A 17738-nucleotide genomic window follows, 5' to 3' on the forward strand; every position below is an offset into this window, starting at 1 on the left:
CTGGTATCGTGTATCCTGTCAGCCTTTATTGTATCGTTATTGGGTTACGCTGTCTATCGGATTTGGCCAACGATCTTTAAAAATTGCATGAATACCTTAAAAAACAGAGTTTTTTCGGAATGTATTTCCTGATATAGTTATGACAGAAAGAAAAAACAAGTATTGCACGTGAGCGGCCAAAAGGCGTCCGCTAAGTGCTCATAGCAAGGAGGATACAACATGAAAAAGAGATTACTGGCTTCTGTATTATGTGCAGCCATGGCAGGAACACTTCTGGCCGGCTGTGGTTCCAAGGATTCTTCAGGCGGTGCGTCACAGGCCCCTGCTGCGGGAACAGAGGCAAAGACCGAGGCGGCAAAAACGGAGGCGGCAAAGACCGAATCAGATACGACGGCAGCGGGGACAGAGGCTTCCATCGTGACGGAGCCGACAGAGCTGACTTTTATATTTGCTGACGGCGACGAGGGGGCAAAGGCTTCCATGAACGAAATTGTAAACCGCTTTAATGAGGCGTATCCGGATATTACCGTGAAGATCCAGCCAGGCAACGGCGGAGCTTACAGCGAGTTCTTAAAGACAAAGGAAAGTGTCGGGGAATTCCCGGATGTGATGGAAATGAGAGATACTCCGGTCTATGTGCGTGCCGATATGCTGGAACCGCTGCCGGAAGATATCGTTTCTTTATTTAAAACGACAGTTGCATTTGATGGAAAGACGTATACGGCTCCTCTGGGTGGTGAGAATACACAGGGAATTATTTATAATAAGAAGTATTTTGATGAGAACGGGTTCACGGAGCCGAAGACATACGATGAATTTATGGAACTCTGTCAGAAGATCAGGGATAAGGGGGATATGGCACCTCTCGTGATCGGCGGACAGGATATCTGGCATGTAGGATTCTGGTTCTACAAGGCTTACAATGATCAGGTAATGAGCCAGGACACTGATTTTATCAAACATTGCTATGAGGGAACAAAGGATTTTACGGATCCGGCAATCACTGCCACCTTTGAAGAAATGAAGAACATCTTCCAGTATGCGCAGGATGGCTGGGTATCGACCCCGGATGCGCAGATTACAACATTCCTGGTCAGCGATATGGCGGCCATGATGTATTCCGGTACTCATATGTTCTCCCAGATTACAGATGCAGATCCGAACTTTGAGATAGGATGGTTTGCGGTGCCAAGCCCTGATGGAAAGACCCGTCTCGTAGGTGGCGGCGGCGCAGGCGGCCTGGCAATCTCCGCAGAATCCGCAAAGGATGCGAATAAGAAGGCTGCGGCTGAGGAGTTCATCCGTTTCTTCTACGCACCGGATAATTATAAGGTTTACTGTGACAAGTTAAATGCCATTCCGTCTACTGTTGCGACACCTGATCTGGCTGCCGCTCCGGTCATGATGGAAGTCATCGAGGCTACCAATACGGCTGATGATTTAAGCGTTATGTGGAACGGACGAGTAGGTGAAAATGAGCTTCCTCCGGATTTCAGAAATTTCATGTATAAGACAACGATTGAAATAATCCAGGGACAGAGGGATATTCCGTCCGCATGTGAGGAATTAAACAAGACGTGGCAGGTTGCCATGCAGAGCTTTAACCCGTTAAAGAACGCGGAATAGAGTGATGCTCTGCGAAAATGATGCTTTGCGGAACATAACAGGAAACTGATGGAAAAGGGGTTGTTACAGAGCCGGAATGGTTCTCTAACAGCCCCTTAGATAAGAAAAGGAAAGGAGATGGGGGACAGATGGGAAAGAAAAAAGCAAAGTTTGATTTCGTATCAATGGGATTTATCGCACCGGCTTTCCTGTTTTTTACGCTGTTTATTATCGTGCCGACGATTGCCAGCGTCTATTACAGCTTTACTTCATGGGATGGACTGAATCCGGTCGTCAAGTTTGTCGGGCTGGCAAACTACAAAGAGATTTTTACCAGCGCCCGTTTTGGAAATGCACTGAAGAATACGGTGATTCTTACCGCGTTCATATCGATTCTGGAAAACAGCATGGCGTTAATCCTGGCGCTGATCGTGGATAATGTGAGATGGGGAAAGAATTTCTTCCGGAGCGCTTTCTACGTTCCCGTACTGATCAGCGGCATCGTGTCAGGCTTTATCTGGAAGATCATGTACAACTACAATTTCGGTGCGGTTAATACGATATTCCGTTCGCTGGGAATGGGCGAGTATTGTCAGGACTGGCTGGGGAATCCGAAGCTGGCTCTGATCATGGTCGGTGTCGTACTGGTATGGAAAGGTGCCGGTTACTACATGATTATCTACCTGGCCTCACTGCAGAGTGTACCCACCGATGTGGTGGAGGCGGCGGCTATCGACGGCGCGTCACCGCTTCAGCGTTTCAAGGCAATCACACTGCCTCTGATCTCCGGTGCATTTACCATCAATCTGACACTTTCCCTGATCAACGGTCTGAAGGTGTTCGATCAGATCTCCGTCATGACGGACGGCGGTCCCGGATTTACGACAGAGACCATCGTGTACCTGCTGTATAAGGTGGGCTTCAATGAAGGCCGGCAGGGCTTCGGAACGGCGGTCGGCATAGTGCTCCTGTTTATTATTCTGATTCTCAACGCAATCCAGCAGAGCATTCTAAAACGCAGGGAGGTGCAGTTATAATGAAAGAAGTAGGAATTAAAGCCAGCAGACGGAGAGTACGCCCGGGAAACGGTATTCTCTTTGCCGCGACGATTATACTGGCCGTTCTGTTCCTGGCTCCCGTATTCTTTGCGATTATATCCGCATTTAAGAGCAACGGCGAAATCCTGAAGAATCCTATGTCTCTGCCAACTACGCTGTACTTAAAGAACTTTCAGGATTTATTTGCCCAGTCGGATTTTGTGACTGCCATTTTCCACAGTGTGGTTTTAACGCTGGTATCCGAAGTGCTGATTGTCTTTATCGTTCCCATGGCGGCCTATGCGATGGAGCGGCGCAGGACGAGGACAACTATATTTATCTATACATACTTTCTGGCGGGCATGATGATTCCATTTCATCTCTATATGTTCCCGCTGTTTAAAGAGATGAAGATGTTCGGACTGTTCGGCAATCTGGCAGGCCCCATTGCCTGTTATATCTCGGGCTCGGTGGCGTTCGGCTCCCTGCTGTACTGCAGCTTTTTAAAGGGAGTGCCGTTAGAGATCGAGGAGGCGGCCCAGATCGATGGCTGCAATCCGTTCCAGACATTCTGGAAGGTGACATTCCCCCTTCTCGGACCGTGTACTGCTTCCATGGTAGTGTTAAACGGACTCGGTATCTGGAATGACTTTTTAATGCCGTATCTCGTCCTTCCTTCAGACCGGGCGAAAACGATTACGGTTGAGGTATACTCCTTTGTCGGACAGTATACGGCGCGGTGGGATATTGTGTTTGCGGGTACGGTTTGTTCCATCATTCCGGCACTCATTATCTTTGTGCTGCTGCAGAAGTATTTTGTGAAGGGGATTACGGCGGGGTTGGGTAAAAGGGTAATTTAGCCAGGGGACGCCCCAACACTTGCGGAGCGCCCGGGGCTGCGTATTGGCTGCGTGAGTGAGAAGGGCTGTTGTACTGGCTGCGTGAGGTGAGAAGGGCGGAAGATGGGGTGGAAATTGAGGTTAAGTGGGATGTATGGTATAATGGTGGGTAAGAGTTTTGGGGAGTAAGAGGGAGGAAATAGTGTGAAGAAGCGCCGGAAAAGGAATTTGAGCCTGTATCAGAAATTCTGTCTCGTTATTATTACGCTGGGGTTAATTCCCATGCTTTTTCTCTCGACGGTGATCGTAAACCGGATGTTTAAGGAGTATGGTAATTCTTTGAGGAGTAATTACGTTCAGGCGGCGTCCTATGTGAGTGAGTCGCTGGCTGATATGATGGAGAGCTATAATGGGGTGTCGAAGATGCCTTATTATTATAATTATTCCAGCGAGGGGGAGTTTCAGTTTAATTATATGTCGTATGATAATCTGAGACGGATTATCTATGGGATTGGTGAGGATCCGGAGTATATGGAGGCCAACCGGTATAAAAGCATGATGGTGTTTCTGGGAAATGTCCAGGCGGTGGACAGTTATATTTCCGGGGCTCATTTTGTGGGAGAGGGAATTCAGGGGGAGAAGCTGGCATTTCACCGCTCGCGGCGGAATATTCCTTCGGAGGAAGAGACGGTGTTTGACGCGAGGATGGGGCTTGATGGACTGGATAGAAACAGTAAGAATCTGATGCTGATTCTGACTCATAAGAACGACTATTTTCGTATGCAGGATTCCTGGGTCTTTACACTGGCCAGGAATTACTTTGATTTAACGGGGACAGTAGGAAATTATAAGTATGTCGGTACGCTGTTTATCGATGTGGATTTAGAGCGGATGGAGGCGGCGTTTAAGAACCTGAATCTAAATGCAAGGGACCAGGTCTATGTGTGTGATCGGGAAAATAATTGCTATTACAGCAGTGATGAGTCACTGATCGGGAAGAATCTGACGTCGGAGGGAGTCCGGTTTGAGGAGACGAAGGAAGAGTTCGTCGTGGATACACCGTATAATGCCAGCGGGCTGAAGGTGATTATTACGATGAAGACGGCGACTGCCTATGAGAAGATCAGACGTATGCAGACGATGATGTATGTGTTCATCGGGGCCTCTCTGGCGGCGCTGCTGGGTGGTTCGGTGTGGTTTTCCAGGCGCCTGACAAAGCCGATTCGGAATATGATGGAACAGATGTCGGAGATTGAGACCGGTAACTTTCAGGTTCGCCTCCCTGTAACCTCGGGGGATGAGATTGGGGTGCTGTCGAAGCGCTTCAATCAGATGTCGAAGGAGCTGGAGAGTTATATCAATCAGTCCTATGTGGCGCATATGAAGCAGGCGGAGGCGGAGATGACGGCGCTGAAATCCCAGATTTATCCGCATTTCCTCTATAATACGCTGGAAATTATCCGGATGACGGCGCTGGACAAGGATGATACGGTCGTATCTGAGATGATCGAGGCGCTGTCCAGCCAGATCCACTATATGATTGGCCCCATGCAGGACATGGTGCCGCTGGAAAAAGAGGTGGAGATCACAAGGCAGTATGTCTGTCTGTTAAACTGCCGGATCAAGGGAAAGGTCCATTTTACCGCGGATTTAAACGGACTCAGTGAGGTTCACGTCCCCAAGCTGATTCTGCAGCCGATCGTGGAGAATGCCTATGTCCATGGAATCAAACCGAAGGACGGGTCAGGACATGTGATGATCGAGGCGGAGCATGTGGAGAACCGCATGGAAATCTCGGTCATGGACAATGGCACCGGAATGAGCAGCGGGGAACTGGAACAGCTGAAGCTGCTTCTGGATGGAAATGAGCCGGGGATTAAAAATGAACATAACTGGCAGAGCATCGGCCTGAAAAATGTACATGACCGCGTGCGGTATTTATATGGAGAGGCGTACGGAATTGAAATCACCAGCACGCCCGGGGTCGGAACCATGGTTCGGATTATCATGCCGTGGAAAGAAGGGGGAGAATAGGAATGATAAAAATGATTCTGGCGGACGATGAGCCCGTGATCATAAGAGGATTACAGAAGCTTGTGGATTTTAACCGTCTGGGCATCGAGATCGTGGGGGAATACGAAGACGGGAAAGCCGCGTTCGATGGGATTCTCACAGAGAAACCGGATATTGCGCTTCTCGATATCTATATGCCGAAGAAGACGGGAATCGAGATTTTAAAAGAGCTGAAGGCGCTGGGGATTGAGACGAAGGTGATCTTCGTCAGCGGATTCCAGGATTTCCAGTATGCCAAGGATGCTCTGACGTATGGCGCCGTGAACTATCTGCTGAAGCCCGTTATCCGCGAAGAACTGGTGGAGACGCTGGAGAAATGCATCACCATGCTGAAAAATGATGCGGATGGCGAAGGCGGGGTCACGGAGCACCCGGATTACCCGGAGGAAGAGGGGACAGCGGCGGCGTACGATAAGCTGGTGGAAATGGAAGAGTGCAGATATTTACCGATCCTGACGGAAATTCTCTACAGCAGACAGACGGGGAAACAGGAGCGAAGGCTGGTCCAGTTTTCGGTATTGAGCTTTCTGGAGCAATATCTGGAAAAGCGGCATCTGGGGATTGTTTTCTTAAAAAATGGCCACATTGTCATGGTGCTCAAGAATCCCGAGAAGGAGGAAACGGGAAGAACACTCGGTTCCATACTGGAGGAAGCAGAGGTGCAGCTTCACATTCCGCGCTGCCGGCTTGGTTTTATTGTGGGTAATCCGGTAGACTCCATGGGAGAGATACCGAAGGCATATGAAGCGTGTCTGTCCATGACGGGATATCTCTATTTCAGCAGCCAGATCAAAATTCCGGTTCTGCATGTCGGGGAGCCGGTCTTTAAGAAGCCCGCCACACTCGAGGAGATCCGGGAAGTGAGAAATCAGCTGATCGAAGGGATGGTGGCTCAGGATGAAAAGGCGTTTACGGATGCGGCCGCCCGTTTCCGGCGTCTGGTGTGCCTGATTTCGGAGGGGAGAAGGGACGACGCCTGCTTCCACTACGGAAGCACGATTCGTATCATAGAGGAACGGTTTGAAACCATGGGCATTGATGGTATGCCCGTGGAGTTTAAGGATATTCTGGAGCAGGCAAGGCAGAGCGAGTCCTATGAATGCCTTACGGGCCTGTTTGAAGGATACTTTAAGGAGTATAAGGACCGGATAAAAAAGGCGGTCGTGAGCAGTGAGAAAAAGGATATTATCCATGCCAGAGAGTATATTGAGAGGCATTACAGCGAGAACCTGACCCTGGAGGTGCTGGCCGGGGAAATACATATGAATCCCTACTATTTCAGCAGCTTTTTTAAGAAGAATTCCGGAGAGAATTTTAAGGATTACTTAAACAAGGTGCGGATGAAACATGCGGTTGATTTACTGGTCTCTACTGATAAGAAGACGGCAGAGATTGCAGATTTGGTGGGATTCCGGGATGGAAGAGGGTTTTCGGAATTATTTTCGAGAATTTATGGAGAGACTCCATCCAGTTACAGAAAGAGAGTAAAAGGGAGTTAAGATACCAACAGGGAAGCGTTAATGATCCGATCAGGAAGAAACTGCCCATAACATAACCGTTAGAGCAGTTTTCTCTCGTTACATCTCTATGGAGCAATTCACTACACTTACAGATCCCTCCGTTTAAAGAACTGTATACCGGCACACAGAACAACCACAGGAACAGGAAGCAGTGCCAGGAAATTACAAAATGGAATACCATTCATAACCGTCTGGGCGTTAAGAAGCGGAAACATCCGGTCTACCCACAATACATTGGAATTGGATATCATAACCGCGACGAACAAAGTGGAGACTGCAATCGAAATGCCGCTTTCTTTGATCTGCATCGTGATAATAAAGAAGAGACTTGCCAGACAGAGGTCGTATACGATGCCAGCAAAGGTATAGAGCACAACGGCCGTCATCCCGGTTAAGGAAAATACAAGGCCCGTTCTATGAAACAGCAGGAAACCGGCATTTGCCGCAAGGGAATTGACGGACAGTAGGACAATACAGGCCATAAAAAATGAGAGATACTTACTGACCCATACGCAGCTCCGGCTTTTCCCGGAAGTGACGGTATGAATGATTGTCCTGCCGCTGAAATCAGTGCCGACAGAAAGTCCGGAAAACAGTGCACAGCTTATCAGACCAATGATTTCAATCAGTAAGGTCATCGTATCGATTTGATTGCCGCCGTGAAGAAAACTATTTACAAATTCGATCCCGGCTGTGAAGACCAGGCATATTGCCATTACTTTCGTATGCGTTATTTTGTAAAGTTCCGCTTGTAAAAGATTAACCAATGAATCCACCTCCTACCATATCAGTAAAATACGTTTCAATATCCTTCGTTTTCGCGTCTAATTCTTCGGCTGTAATTTGTTCGATCAAAGTTCCCGCATGAAGAAAGCCGTAACAGGTTGCCAGTTTATGCAGTTCGCCTAAGATATGGCTGGAGATGATGATTGTTACCTTCTTTTCTGTGTTCAGTTTAATGAGAAGCTCTCTCAATGCAGCAATGCCTGTGGGATCCAATCCGTTGACCGGTTCATCGAGAATCAGAAGCTGCGGCTGTCCCAGGAGTGCTAATGCCAGAGCAAGGCGCTGTTTCATACCTAAAGAGTAATTTCTCACTTTTTTCTGATTATTCAGCAGATTGACCAGGGTGAGGGCTTCGGCCGTGCTTTGTCGATCTCTGATTCCTTTCTGCATCCGCCGGACCTCCAGATTTTGTTCCGCTGTCATGTCGCCATAAACTGCGGGCATTTCAATCATATATCCGATGTCTGCCTGTATCCGGTTTCTTTCTTCCGGAGTGTTTGCCCCAAGTAATTGAATCGTACCGCTTGTCGGGGGGATCAGTCCTGCAAGGAGTTTGATCAGTGTAGTTTTACCAGCCCCATTTTCACCAATCAATCCGAATATGTCGCCTTTATGTACGGTTAGATTTACTTCCTTTAAGGCCGCTCCATCTTTATAATTTTTTGTCAAGTTCCTGGTTTGACAGATTACGTGAAGTGATTCTGATTGCTTTTCTTCATGCATAATTAATTCTCCTTTATGATAGAATTCGTTGTTAATGTATGTTTGACAGATATATGAATGAATATCATTCAATTATGGAGCCAAGTAATGCCCCTGCGGTTAGGCAGGGGATGAGTCAAAGTCTTAAAGCAAAAATGAGAAAGGAGTGGATTCGTTTTGCCTTCTCCTCGGGGCTGTAATCGGCATTTAAAAGAATGCCAAGCTGTCCATAGACACAGAATGCAGCAGCGGTGGGCACATCATCCAGGGTGATCTCACCATTACTCTGCGCGCGTTCAAGGAGTTTTGTAACAGTGGGGAGCAGCTTTTCACAAACTTTCATAGAAAGCTGATCGTGAAATTTTTTATTATCGGCTTTATGGAATACTTTGTAAAAATCAGTATCGTCGGTCTCTGCATCGACCGGCATATTCTCAAGGATCTGTCTGAGGGATACTTCCTTTTCGGCCGGTAACGAAAGTCGGTCGGCCAAGATCTGAGCATATTGATCTACTGTGCTGTCAAAGAGAGCCTCTTTTGAAGGAAAGTAACGGTAGCATAATCCCTGTGCCACTCCGATTGCCTTCGCAATATCTCCAATCGATGTTTTTTCATAGCCTTTTTCATAGAATAAATGCATGGCAGTCTCTATGATTTCCTGTCGGCGTTCTTCGGGATCCTTTGTAATCCGCATGCGTTCACCTCCTGCTCTGATAACTGTTTTATTGTATGACTGTTGTATAAGCTGTTTCGCCTGTTAAATAATAGTATAGAGGTAAACGGTAGAAAAGTCAATGAATAATATTCATTCATAGAAGTCGTGTCCTTAGTTGTAGTGTTATTTGAGCTTTTCAGACAGGTGTAAGAAATGTACGGGCCTTTTCGGCGCCTGCGACGGCATGGCATAACGACGGATTCTCAAACTGCTCCTGGCGTCCGATATCGTGCAGCAGGCAGGCGGCTATAAGAAGGTCGTAGTCAACATGACGTTCCTGTTCTGCAATATCCAGTGCAACATAGAGGACTCTGTAAATATGCTCTTTGTCATGGGCGCTGTCCTGCATGCATTCGAGCATATATTCTTCTATAAGCTGAAAATCTGTTATATCCATGTCTGTATCCCCTTTTATTTATATATTTTCTATGTAACAGATTGTACCATACTTTGAGGGAGACTACTATCATGGATTTTGGCTGTGATGAGTATTAATTTTTTGAATATGATTGAGAAAAATAAAAAAGGGTACTTGAAAAAAACAAGTACCCAGTGTATAATTTACTTAGAAGTAATCAAAAGACAATTTCTGGTCTGATGATTGCGCTTCGGATTCTGTAGTAATTTATAGTTACCAGCTATCCTCTAGTGCGAGTAGAGGATAGCTATTTTCTTTTCTGATGATTTTCTATGTAAGTCAGTGCGGTAAAGATCACCAGCACTAATGTCAACACTTCAAGTGTATTCATATTACATGTCCTCCTGCGGTTATTTCCGAAGGAAACCATCAGACTATCCTCTGACTTCTATAATCAATTATACAAAAACATTATAACATTAAACGGGAGTAAATACAACATAAAAACAGAGTGAAATATTCGATGATCCCCCATCCTCCACATCCCCACCCCTACCCATTCCTCTGCCCCGCGTTCCTGTATGCGGCCGGCGTCAGTCCTGTCTCTTTTTTGAATATGGAATAAAAGTAGTTCGGATTGGAGAATCCGGTTGCCTCGGCGATGGTGGTGATGGTCATATCGCTGTTCATCAGAAGCTCCTGAGCCTTAACGATGCGGATCTGGCGTATGTAGTCATTGATATAAAAGCCGGTGATGGACTTAAAGATTCTGGAAAAATAATTGGTGGAATAGCCTAAGTACTCGGCCACCATTCCGGCGCTTAAGTTGTAATCATTATAGTGCTCTTCAATGTACTTTCTGCTTTCCTCAATCCGTTCAAAATGCTTGTTGTCCTTTAACTGTTCGGCTGCGGCCTTCCGTTCCTGGTACCATTCAAAGATGGTCAGGAGGACGTCGGCCCCTTCCGTCAGAGTGGCAGGAGTGTGGAGCGTCTCGGCAGATAAATAGGAGTCCTTGTCGGGAGCGTTTAATTTCTGCATCTGGAACAGGAGATCTAAGTACAGCCGGTTAAACAGCAGGGAGGCGGGCTGATATGAATACTGCTTTAAAATAGAAAGAAACTCCTGAACATTTTCCGTGAATTCCTTTTGCTTTCCGTGCAGCATGCAGGCGAGAATCTCATCGGCCAGCTTATCGGGATACGTCATGTATTCCGGCATCAGTTCCATCACGCGCCCCGGATAGATAACCTGATTGGTACCCAGCACGAAACGGTAGTTCTTAAGCTCCAATACGCGCCGGTACACCCGGTTCAAATCCTCAATTCCACTGGTTACACCGTCGAGACTGATGGTTAAAACCAGATGGTTATCTGTAAGAAGTTCGTCCTTAGCCGCCTCCAGAAGCCGTACCAGTTCATCGAAGGTGATGGGAATGTCCTCTATGGTATTAATCAGACAGATGACCTGGTCAGAGGCGACGGGAACGCATTCCGTGTAGAAGAGGGGACTTAAGGTTTCGTGAAGATGCTGGCTGATCCTGGTCTGCACAATGGGGGCGAGGAGATCGCTGCTGTCACTGTTCTCTATGAAAAAGCAGGCTAAAAACATCCCTTCAAAGGGGATCTCCCATCCATTATTTTCCAGAAGCTCCTTCGTTTGGGCGATATCGCGGTTTCCCAGAACCAGACCACGGATCAGGTCTGATTTCATGCGGGGCTGATAGAAGGCATTTTCCGCCTCCAGTTCTCTGATTTCATCGATGGCATTTTCATAGACGTGGCGGATCAGGGAAAATTCATCCATGTCCGAGCCGCCGGCGTACTTGGAATCCCGGAACTCTTCAGTAATCGCCTCCAAAGGCCGGTAGAGCCGTTTCGTAATGATATACTGCAGCAGAATGGCAGCCAGGAAGATCGCCGCTGCCACAGCCAGAGATAAGTTTCTCTGAAACTTCATGGGACCGACAATTTCACTGTACGGGACACCGCTTAAAAAGGTGAAATTTTGGGCTGGATCTTTATAAAAGGCGCATAAATAATCGTCTCCGTGAAAGGTTCTTAAGCTGCTGGCGGATTCGCCCTCTGTCAGACTGGGCCAGGCGAGAAACGCCTCGCAGGCTTCAGGGTCTGAGGTAAAATCTTCCGTCAAGTCGGAGAGCAGAACCATACCATTATCCCCCAGAACCATACCTGCCTGGGAGCCGGTTCCCAGCACGTGCTCGGAGAGCTTCTTCATATCCAGATTGATGAAGATGCCTCCACTCAGTTCATCAAAATTATCCGCATAGACCGGATAGGCGAAGGTAAGGGCCTCTTCTGACGTTCCTGTCAGAGGGGATGGGAAGACGGAAGCCTTTTTCACCTCTTTTAAATACTCCCAGCAGTAATCGAGATTGAAACGGTAGGAACCGCAGGTTATGGCGTCGTCTGCCATGGCATTGTAAATATAAAGGGAGCTTACGTATGGATTGATGTTGTAGAATTTCTTTACAATCAGATACGTAGCGTAGTTCTCAGCCGGATCGAATTCCTTCAGTGAACCGAAACCGACAACTCTGGAATCCAGAATGACCGTATTGTAGAGCTGTGAGATCTCACTGACCAGATCGTTCATGGTGCGGGCGCTCTTTTCCAGATTCTTTTCCTGGCCGTCGTACAGATTTTTAGAGAGAGAATCCGCGTATCTCTGATAAAAAAATACTGTCAGGATGAAAATTGTGACGGAGATGACCAGCAGGCATGTGCTGAGCATCTTTCTGAAATAATTCTTGCCACCAATCAATTTCTTTATCATATCTCTTTTTACCCCAATCGTAAGTGTTCTCTGAGCATATCATTTCCCATGAGTGTTTTTTGCAGAAAAGTGAGTCCTGCTAAAGAAAAGACTCCGGCCGACAGCGTGCTCCGCTTTATCGGACTCTTTATTCAGTATAGCGAAAAGCGGCCCTGGAATCAATCATCAGGAGGGCTGATCTTTGGAAATGAGAGTAAAGTGTTAGATTTTAAAGTCTGAAAACCCCGCTTTTTGAAGCCATTACGGAGTATCCGCAGTTTACGGAGGCATGCCTGGGAGCGTATAGTGAAATCATGCAGGGAGCAGGAAAGGAGTAGAAAAGTGATATGAAAGGAAAGGGATTTTTTAAGGAACTTTATAAGAACAGGGCTCTGTACAGCATGTTTCTTCCGGCCGCCGCGGTTTTAATTCTGTTTAATTATCTGCCCATGTTTGGTATGGTAACGGCGTTTAAGGATTTTAATTTTGCGGACGGAATATTCGGAAGCCCCTGGATTTCACCGCTGACGAAAAACTTTGAATATCTGTTTTCGTCGGGATCGGCGACAAGGGCCACATGGAATACGATCTTGCTAAATCTGTTATTTATCGTATTCGGACTGGTATTCGAACTGGGATTTGCATTGATGTTTAATGAACTGAGGATGAAGAAATTTAAATCTGCCGTGCAGTTTGGCATCTTTCTCCCCTATTTCATTTCCTGGATTGTGGTAGGACTGTTTTCCTATAACTTATTTAACTATGAACACGGAAGTCTGAATACACTGCTCAAGTTGTTTGGAATGGAGGCCATTAACTGGTACGAGAATCCGAAGATGTGGGTCGTGATCCTGGTGGTGTTCCGTGTCTGGAAGATGACAGGGTACGGCATGATCATGTACATAGCGGCATTGGGCGGTATTGATACGACATACTATGAGGCGGCGAAGATTGACGGTGCATCGAGATGGCAGCAGATTAAGAGCATCAGCCTGCCGCTGCTGGCGCCGACAGCTATTACGCTTCTTCTGCTGAACTGCGGCAAAATCATGAACGCGGATTTCGGAATGTTCTACTCCATGATTGGAAATAACGCGCAGCTCTATTCCACCACGGATGTGCTGGATACGTTCATTTACCGTAACTTAAGGCTCAACGGAGACGTGGGGATGTCGTCGGCCGCGGGGCTTTACCAGTCGGTGTTGTCCACGGCGATCCTGCTTTTTATGAACCGTCTGGCAAGAAAGCACAATCCTGACGGAGCACTGTTTTAAGGGAGGAGAAAATGATGAAACAAGGAAAAAAACTGTCATGGAAAAATTTCCCCATCAGCATTCTGCTGGCAGTCAGCGCACTCATCTGTATCGTGCCGTTCTGGCTGGTTCTGGTCAGCTCACTGACGCCGGAAGCCGATATTATATCATATGGATACTCGCTGTTTCCAAGGCGGATCGATTTTACGGCGTATAAGATCCTTCTGGCGGACGCGGGAAGAATCTTAAATGGATATAAGATTTCAATTTTTGTAACTGTGGTGGGAACGATTTTGAGTGTCGCGGTGATTACGCTGGCGGCATACCCTATTTCCCAGGACCGCGTGAAGTATCACAGGGCTCTTAATTTCTTCGTATTGTTTACCATGCTGTTCAACGGAGGAATGGTGCCGTGGTTTATCGTATGCCGGAATATGCTTCATCTGAAGGATTCCGTATGGGCCCTGATTCTGCCGTATCTGGCTAACGCCTGGTATATTTTCCTGACGGGAAATTATTACCGGAGTATTCCTGCGGAACTGGTGGAGTCTGCGAAAATCGACGGAGCGTCGGAATACCGGATCTTTTTCCAGATTATTCTGCCTCTGGCGAAACCGGTTATCGCCACCATCAGCCTGTTCATCAGCTTAAACTACTGGAATGACTGGTGGCTGGGGATTATGCTGATCGACAACACGGATTTGCAGCCGCTGCAGCTGCTCCTGCGAACGATTACCTCCAATATCCAGTTCTTAAGCTCCTCCTCCAATGTCAACGCGATCACACAGGCGGCGGGGAGCATACCATCGGAGGGAATTAAGATGGCGACCTGTATCGCCACCATCGGTCCAATTATTCTGGTCTATCCGTTTGTACAGAAATATTTCGTAAAAGGCATTATGGTAGGGGCTGTAAAAGGATGAGAATACCTGAAGGATTACAGTTCACAGTCCGGTCGGAGACATCACCGCAAAATAATACAGATGTTTTTGCAATGCGCAACAAAAAAATATATAATAATCAAAAGGAGAGAGGTTACAATGAAAAAAAGAACAGGTACAAAGGCATTATCGATTGCACTGGCCGCTGCGCTGTGCATGACAGGACTTGCAGGGTGCGGGTCCAAAACGCAGGAGACACAGGGAAGTACTGCGGCAAAGACAGAGGCGGGAGAGACTCCCGCGGAGTTAAAACCAGTGACGCTGAAGCTGTGGTCCTGCAGCGATAAGTATCAGGTGCAGGAAGAGGTACTGGACAAATTTTGCGAAACGTATAGAGATAAACTGAATATTGATAAGATAGAGTTCAATTACGTGCCGTTCGGCGATTACGAGGATAAGATGACCTCCCTTGTCGCAGGTGGAGATGATTTTGATGGAATGTATGTTTCTGACTGGATGCTTTATAATAAGATGTCCAACAAGGGCGGCCTGATGCCGTTAAATGATTTCATGCAGCAGTATGCGCCGTCACTCTATGCGACGTATCAGGAAAATGGCTCTATGACCGCATGCAGCATCGATGGCCAGCTGGTGGCCATGCCATGGACGAAAAAGAAGAGCTCCAAAGCGATTCTTCTTTACCGGAAGGATCTGGCGGATCAGTACGGAGTCGATACCTCCAGGCTTGAGACGATCGAGGATCTGGATGCCATGCTGACGGAGGCCAAGGCAAAGGTTCCGGATATTACGATATTCGAATCGGGTTTCCCGAGAGGCAATACATACAGCGATGTGCTGGCTATACTTCATGCAAAATATGAAATGGATAACATGAATTATCACACCCTGACCTTTGATTTTAACGGAGAAAAGCCGGTACTTAAGGCTGTGGAAGAGACTCCGATGTTTAAAGAGGCAGTCACCTGGATGAACAAGTGGTATAACGAGGGCATCGTATCGAAAAATGAGCTTTCCGAGACCGATACTAAGATGTTTGAGAACGGCAAGACATTTGCAAAGGTGGGACTTCACGAGAATGCCATGCAGGGCGTTGTATTCAACATTCCAAATGCAGAACTGGGATATGCAGAAATTTATCCGGATGGAAAGTACCGCTATGATTCCCCGTTAAACAACGCATTTGCAGTCAACAAGAATGCGGCCAACCCGGAACGGCTTCTGATGCTCCTGGAACTGTTAAACACGGATGAGGATGCATATGATTTATTTATGTATGGAATTGAGGGGGAAACGTACGTAAAGGGCGAAGACGGCTCCATCCAGTATCCGGAAGGCCAGGATGCAGCAAATTCCACATTCCTGGGCTGGTTCTGCTGGCCGTTTGTCAGAGGCCAGTTTGATAAGCCATCGGGAATGATCACGCCAAAGGCGCTGGAGATGGAAAATGAATGGCTTGAAAAGGACAGCCTTGTCGTATCTCCACTGACAGGCTTTAACCCTGACACCAGCAGCATCAAGACAGAGCTGGCGCAGAGAGACCAGTTATACGACGAGCAGGGCAAGCTGCTCCTGGCAGGCATTGTGGAAAATAATGATGTGGACGCGGCCGTCAATAAGTATATAGAGAATCAGAAGGCGGCAGGACTCGATAAGATTATGGAATTCATGCAGGCGGAAGCCGATAAAATGACCGGGAAGTAAGCAGGGAGGGCAGATGATATGACCGGAAAGTAAGCCTGAAGGGCAGATGATATGACCGGGAAGTAAGCCTGAAGGGCAGATGATATGACTGGCAAACAAGCCGGAAAAGCAAATAAAAGGCGGGAGCGAAAAGTGGACAATCAATCATGGTCCGGTTTAACGCTCCCGCTATTTTACTACAATGAAGATGCAAAGGATTCGTCTATGAAATCGTATCCCAGTCCATACCACATATGTGGACCTTCGAAGGTGCGGTGGCGCACATGGCCGGCTTTGCCGAACAGGGAGTAGATTCTCTGGATTTTGTGGAACTGGCTGATGGGATCATCAATGCCTTTTGGCCCATTCAGCACATCCTGGAGTCCATTTTCAAAGAACGCGGGCCGGGGAGCGATGAGAGCGGCGATGTCACACAGATCGAAATCACGCCACAGTCCGGGAACGAAATTGCAGGGGCATAAATGGGTTTCCAGGATACTTTCTTTTGTACTGTGTAAGTACCCGCTGATCACTGCAAGGCGGATTCGGTCGTCCATGGCGGCAAGCCACATGGTATAGAGACCGCCCCCGGAAAAGCCGCAGCAGCCGAGTCTCTCTGAATCAATCGTGGGAAGTGTTTCTGTATAATCGACGAGCCGCATCAGATCCCACAGGGCGAGACCGGCAAAGGTAAGTCCCAGGGCTTCCGCGGTCATAGTCAGATTTTTACAGGAAGAGCCAAGAGGATTCGGTAAGACATCGCCGAGGAAGGTACGATCCTCCATGGATACCGGCTCTAAGCGTTCTCCATATCCCGGGGGATCGGGGCAGAATACGGTATAGCCCATTTTGACCAGCTGAAGGCCGTAACTCTCCTTGGGATCGGCCGCCAGCTTTTCCCTGACTCCGGGAGCGGTGAGAACGCCGGCCACACTTTCCTTGCTGGCGCCGTGGGCTGGAATAGCGATCATGGCCTTATGGGGCCGGGAATCCGAAAGTCCGTCTGGAACCAGCATGTAAAAAGGCATGAAAACATCCGGCAGTGTCTGTATTTTCAGTTTATACCGGGTATATCCATCCTCCTGAAAGGTACTTATAAGCTCTGCTTCCCTGCTGTACGGAGCAGAATCGGCAATAAACTGCTCCAGACGTGAAAGGCCGAGTAATTCCCGGAGACGGTCTCTGGATTTGTCCTTCCAGATTAGAAAGGAAGCGGCATCCGTTGCGGTGCAGGCGCATTTGGGAGGGGCGGATTCATAGATCTGCCGAAAAAATTGTTTATAAGAGTAAGTCATAATGATACCCCGCTTTCATAATAATGGTATTCGTGCTGCCATTTTCATTATAAAAGAAGATTCGGGAGCCTGAAAGTATAAAAACAGGGGATTGCTGCCGGGATTAGTTTTTGTAACAGAAAGAAAAAGGAAGACTCCTGAAAAATGTGCATGGAAACCTGAAAAAAGCGGCACTCAAATTTTCAGGATATGGCTTAT

At 47.5% G+C, this 17738-nt stretch carries 14 protein-coding genes; 8 read left to right on the forward strand and 6 right to left on the reverse strand.

Translation table 11 applies throughout. From position 1 onward, the window contains the following. Positions 1-219 precede the first annotated feature (219 nt). The 5 genes from ACLTD4_RS07840 (at position 220) to ACLTD4_RS07860 (ending at position 7053) form a co-directional block, all read left to right on the forward strand. Positions 220-1626, forward strand: coding sequence for an ABC transporter substrate-binding protein (locus ACLTD4_RS07840; RefSeq protein ID WP_117620826.1), 1407 nt, complete (start codon positions 220-222; stop codon positions 1624-1626). A 128-nt stretch (positions 1627-1754) separates the two neighbouring features. Continuing rightward, positions 1755-2642 (forward strand): carbohydrate ABC transporter permease, encoded by an 888-nt coding sequence (locus ACLTD4_RS07845; protein WP_002600757.1) that lies wholly within the window; start codon positions 1755-1757, stop codon positions 2640-2642. Beyond that, positions 2642-3502, forward strand: coding sequence for a carbohydrate ABC transporter permease (locus tag ACLTD4_RS07850; RefSeq protein WP_412331225.1), 861 nt, complete (start codon positions 2642-2644; stop codon positions 3500-3502). The genes ACLTD4_RS07845 and ACLTD4_RS07850 overlap by 1 nt, the downstream gene beginning before the upstream one ends. Before the next feature lie 183 nt (positions 3503-3685). After that, positions 3686-5515, forward strand: a complete 1830-nt coding sequence (locus ACLTD4_RS07855; protein WP_117620824.1) for a sensor histidine kinase — start codon at positions 3686-3688, stop codon at positions 5513-5515. Between the two features lie 2 nt (positions 5516-5517). Further along, positions 5518-7053: a response regulator gene (locus tag ACLTD4_RS07860; RefSeq protein WP_117620823.1), complete on the forward strand. Its 1536-nt coding sequence runs from the start codon at positions 5518-5520 to the stop codon at positions 7051-7053. Between the two features lie 107 nt (positions 7054-7160). On the opposite strand, the gene ACLTD4_RS07865 is transcribed toward ACLTD4_RS07860, so the two are convergent. The 5 genes from ACLTD4_RS07865 to ACLTD4_RS07885 form a co-directional block, all read right to left on the reverse strand. Beyond that, positions 7161-7841: a hypothetical protein gene (locus ACLTD4_RS07865; RefSeq protein WP_117620822.1), complete on the reverse strand. Its 681-nt coding sequence runs from the start codon at positions 7839-7841 to the stop codon at positions 7161-7163. Beyond that, positions 7834-8583: an ABC transporter ATP-binding protein gene (locus tag ACLTD4_RS07870; RefSeq protein ID WP_117620821.1), complete on the reverse strand. Its 750-nt coding sequence runs from the start codon at positions 8581-8583 to the stop codon at positions 7834-7836. The genes ACLTD4_RS07865 and ACLTD4_RS07870 overlap by 8 nt, the downstream gene beginning before the upstream one ends. Positions 8584-8698: 115 nt before the next feature. Continuing rightward, positions 8699-9256, reverse strand: a complete 558-nt coding sequence (locus tag ACLTD4_RS07875) for a TetR/AcrR family transcriptional regulator (protein WP_055657338.1) — start codon at positions 9254-9256, stop codon at positions 8699-8701. Between the two features lie 157 nt (positions 9257-9413). Next, a complete protein-coding gene (locus ACLTD4_RS07880) occupies positions 9414-9674 on the reverse strand; it encodes an HD domain-containing protein (RefSeq protein ID WP_055657340.1) in 261 nt (86 codons plus the stop codon). A gap of 513 nt (positions 9675-10187) precedes the next feature. Continuing rightward, positions 10188-12431: a helix-turn-helix transcriptional regulator gene (locus ACLTD4_RS07885; protein WP_412331226.1), complete on the reverse strand. Its 2244-nt coding sequence runs from the start codon at positions 12429-12431 to the stop codon at positions 10188-10190. 326 nt (positions 12432-12757) lie between these two features. Here ACLTD4_RS07885 and ACLTD4_RS07890 point away from each other — a divergent pair, with 326 nt between their 5' ends. From ACLTD4_RS07890 to ACLTD4_RS07900, 3 genes are all read left to right on the forward strand, one after another. After that, positions 12758-13684 carry an ABC transporter permease gene (locus ACLTD4_RS07890; protein WP_055657343.1) on the forward strand — a complete coding sequence of 309 codons (927 nt, stop codon included), beginning with the start codon at positions 12758-12760 and terminating at the stop codon, positions 13682-13684. A gap of 11 nt (positions 13685-13695) precedes the next feature. After that, on the forward strand, positions 13696-14586 hold the full coding sequence (locus ACLTD4_RS07895; protein ID WP_117620819.1) for a carbohydrate ABC transporter permease: 891 nt from the start codon (positions 13696-13698) through the stop codon (positions 14584-14586). A gap of 117 nt (positions 14587-14703) precedes the next feature. Continuing rightward, entirely contained in the window at positions 14704-16266 is a 1563-nt protein-coding gene (locus tag ACLTD4_RS07900) for an extracellular solute-binding protein (protein ID WP_117620818.1), read from the forward strand. Between the two features lie 176 nt (positions 16267-16442). Here ACLTD4_RS07900 and ACLTD4_RS07905 read toward each other — a convergent pair whose 3' ends face one another. After that, positions 16443-17540, reverse strand: coding sequence for an alpha/beta hydrolase family protein (locus ACLTD4_RS07905; RefSeq protein WP_117620817.1), 1098 nt, complete (start codon positions 17538-17540; stop codon positions 16443-16445). Positions 17541-17738: the final 198 nt, after the last annotated feature.

The sequence above is a fragment of the Hungatella sp. genome (assembly GCF_046966825.1).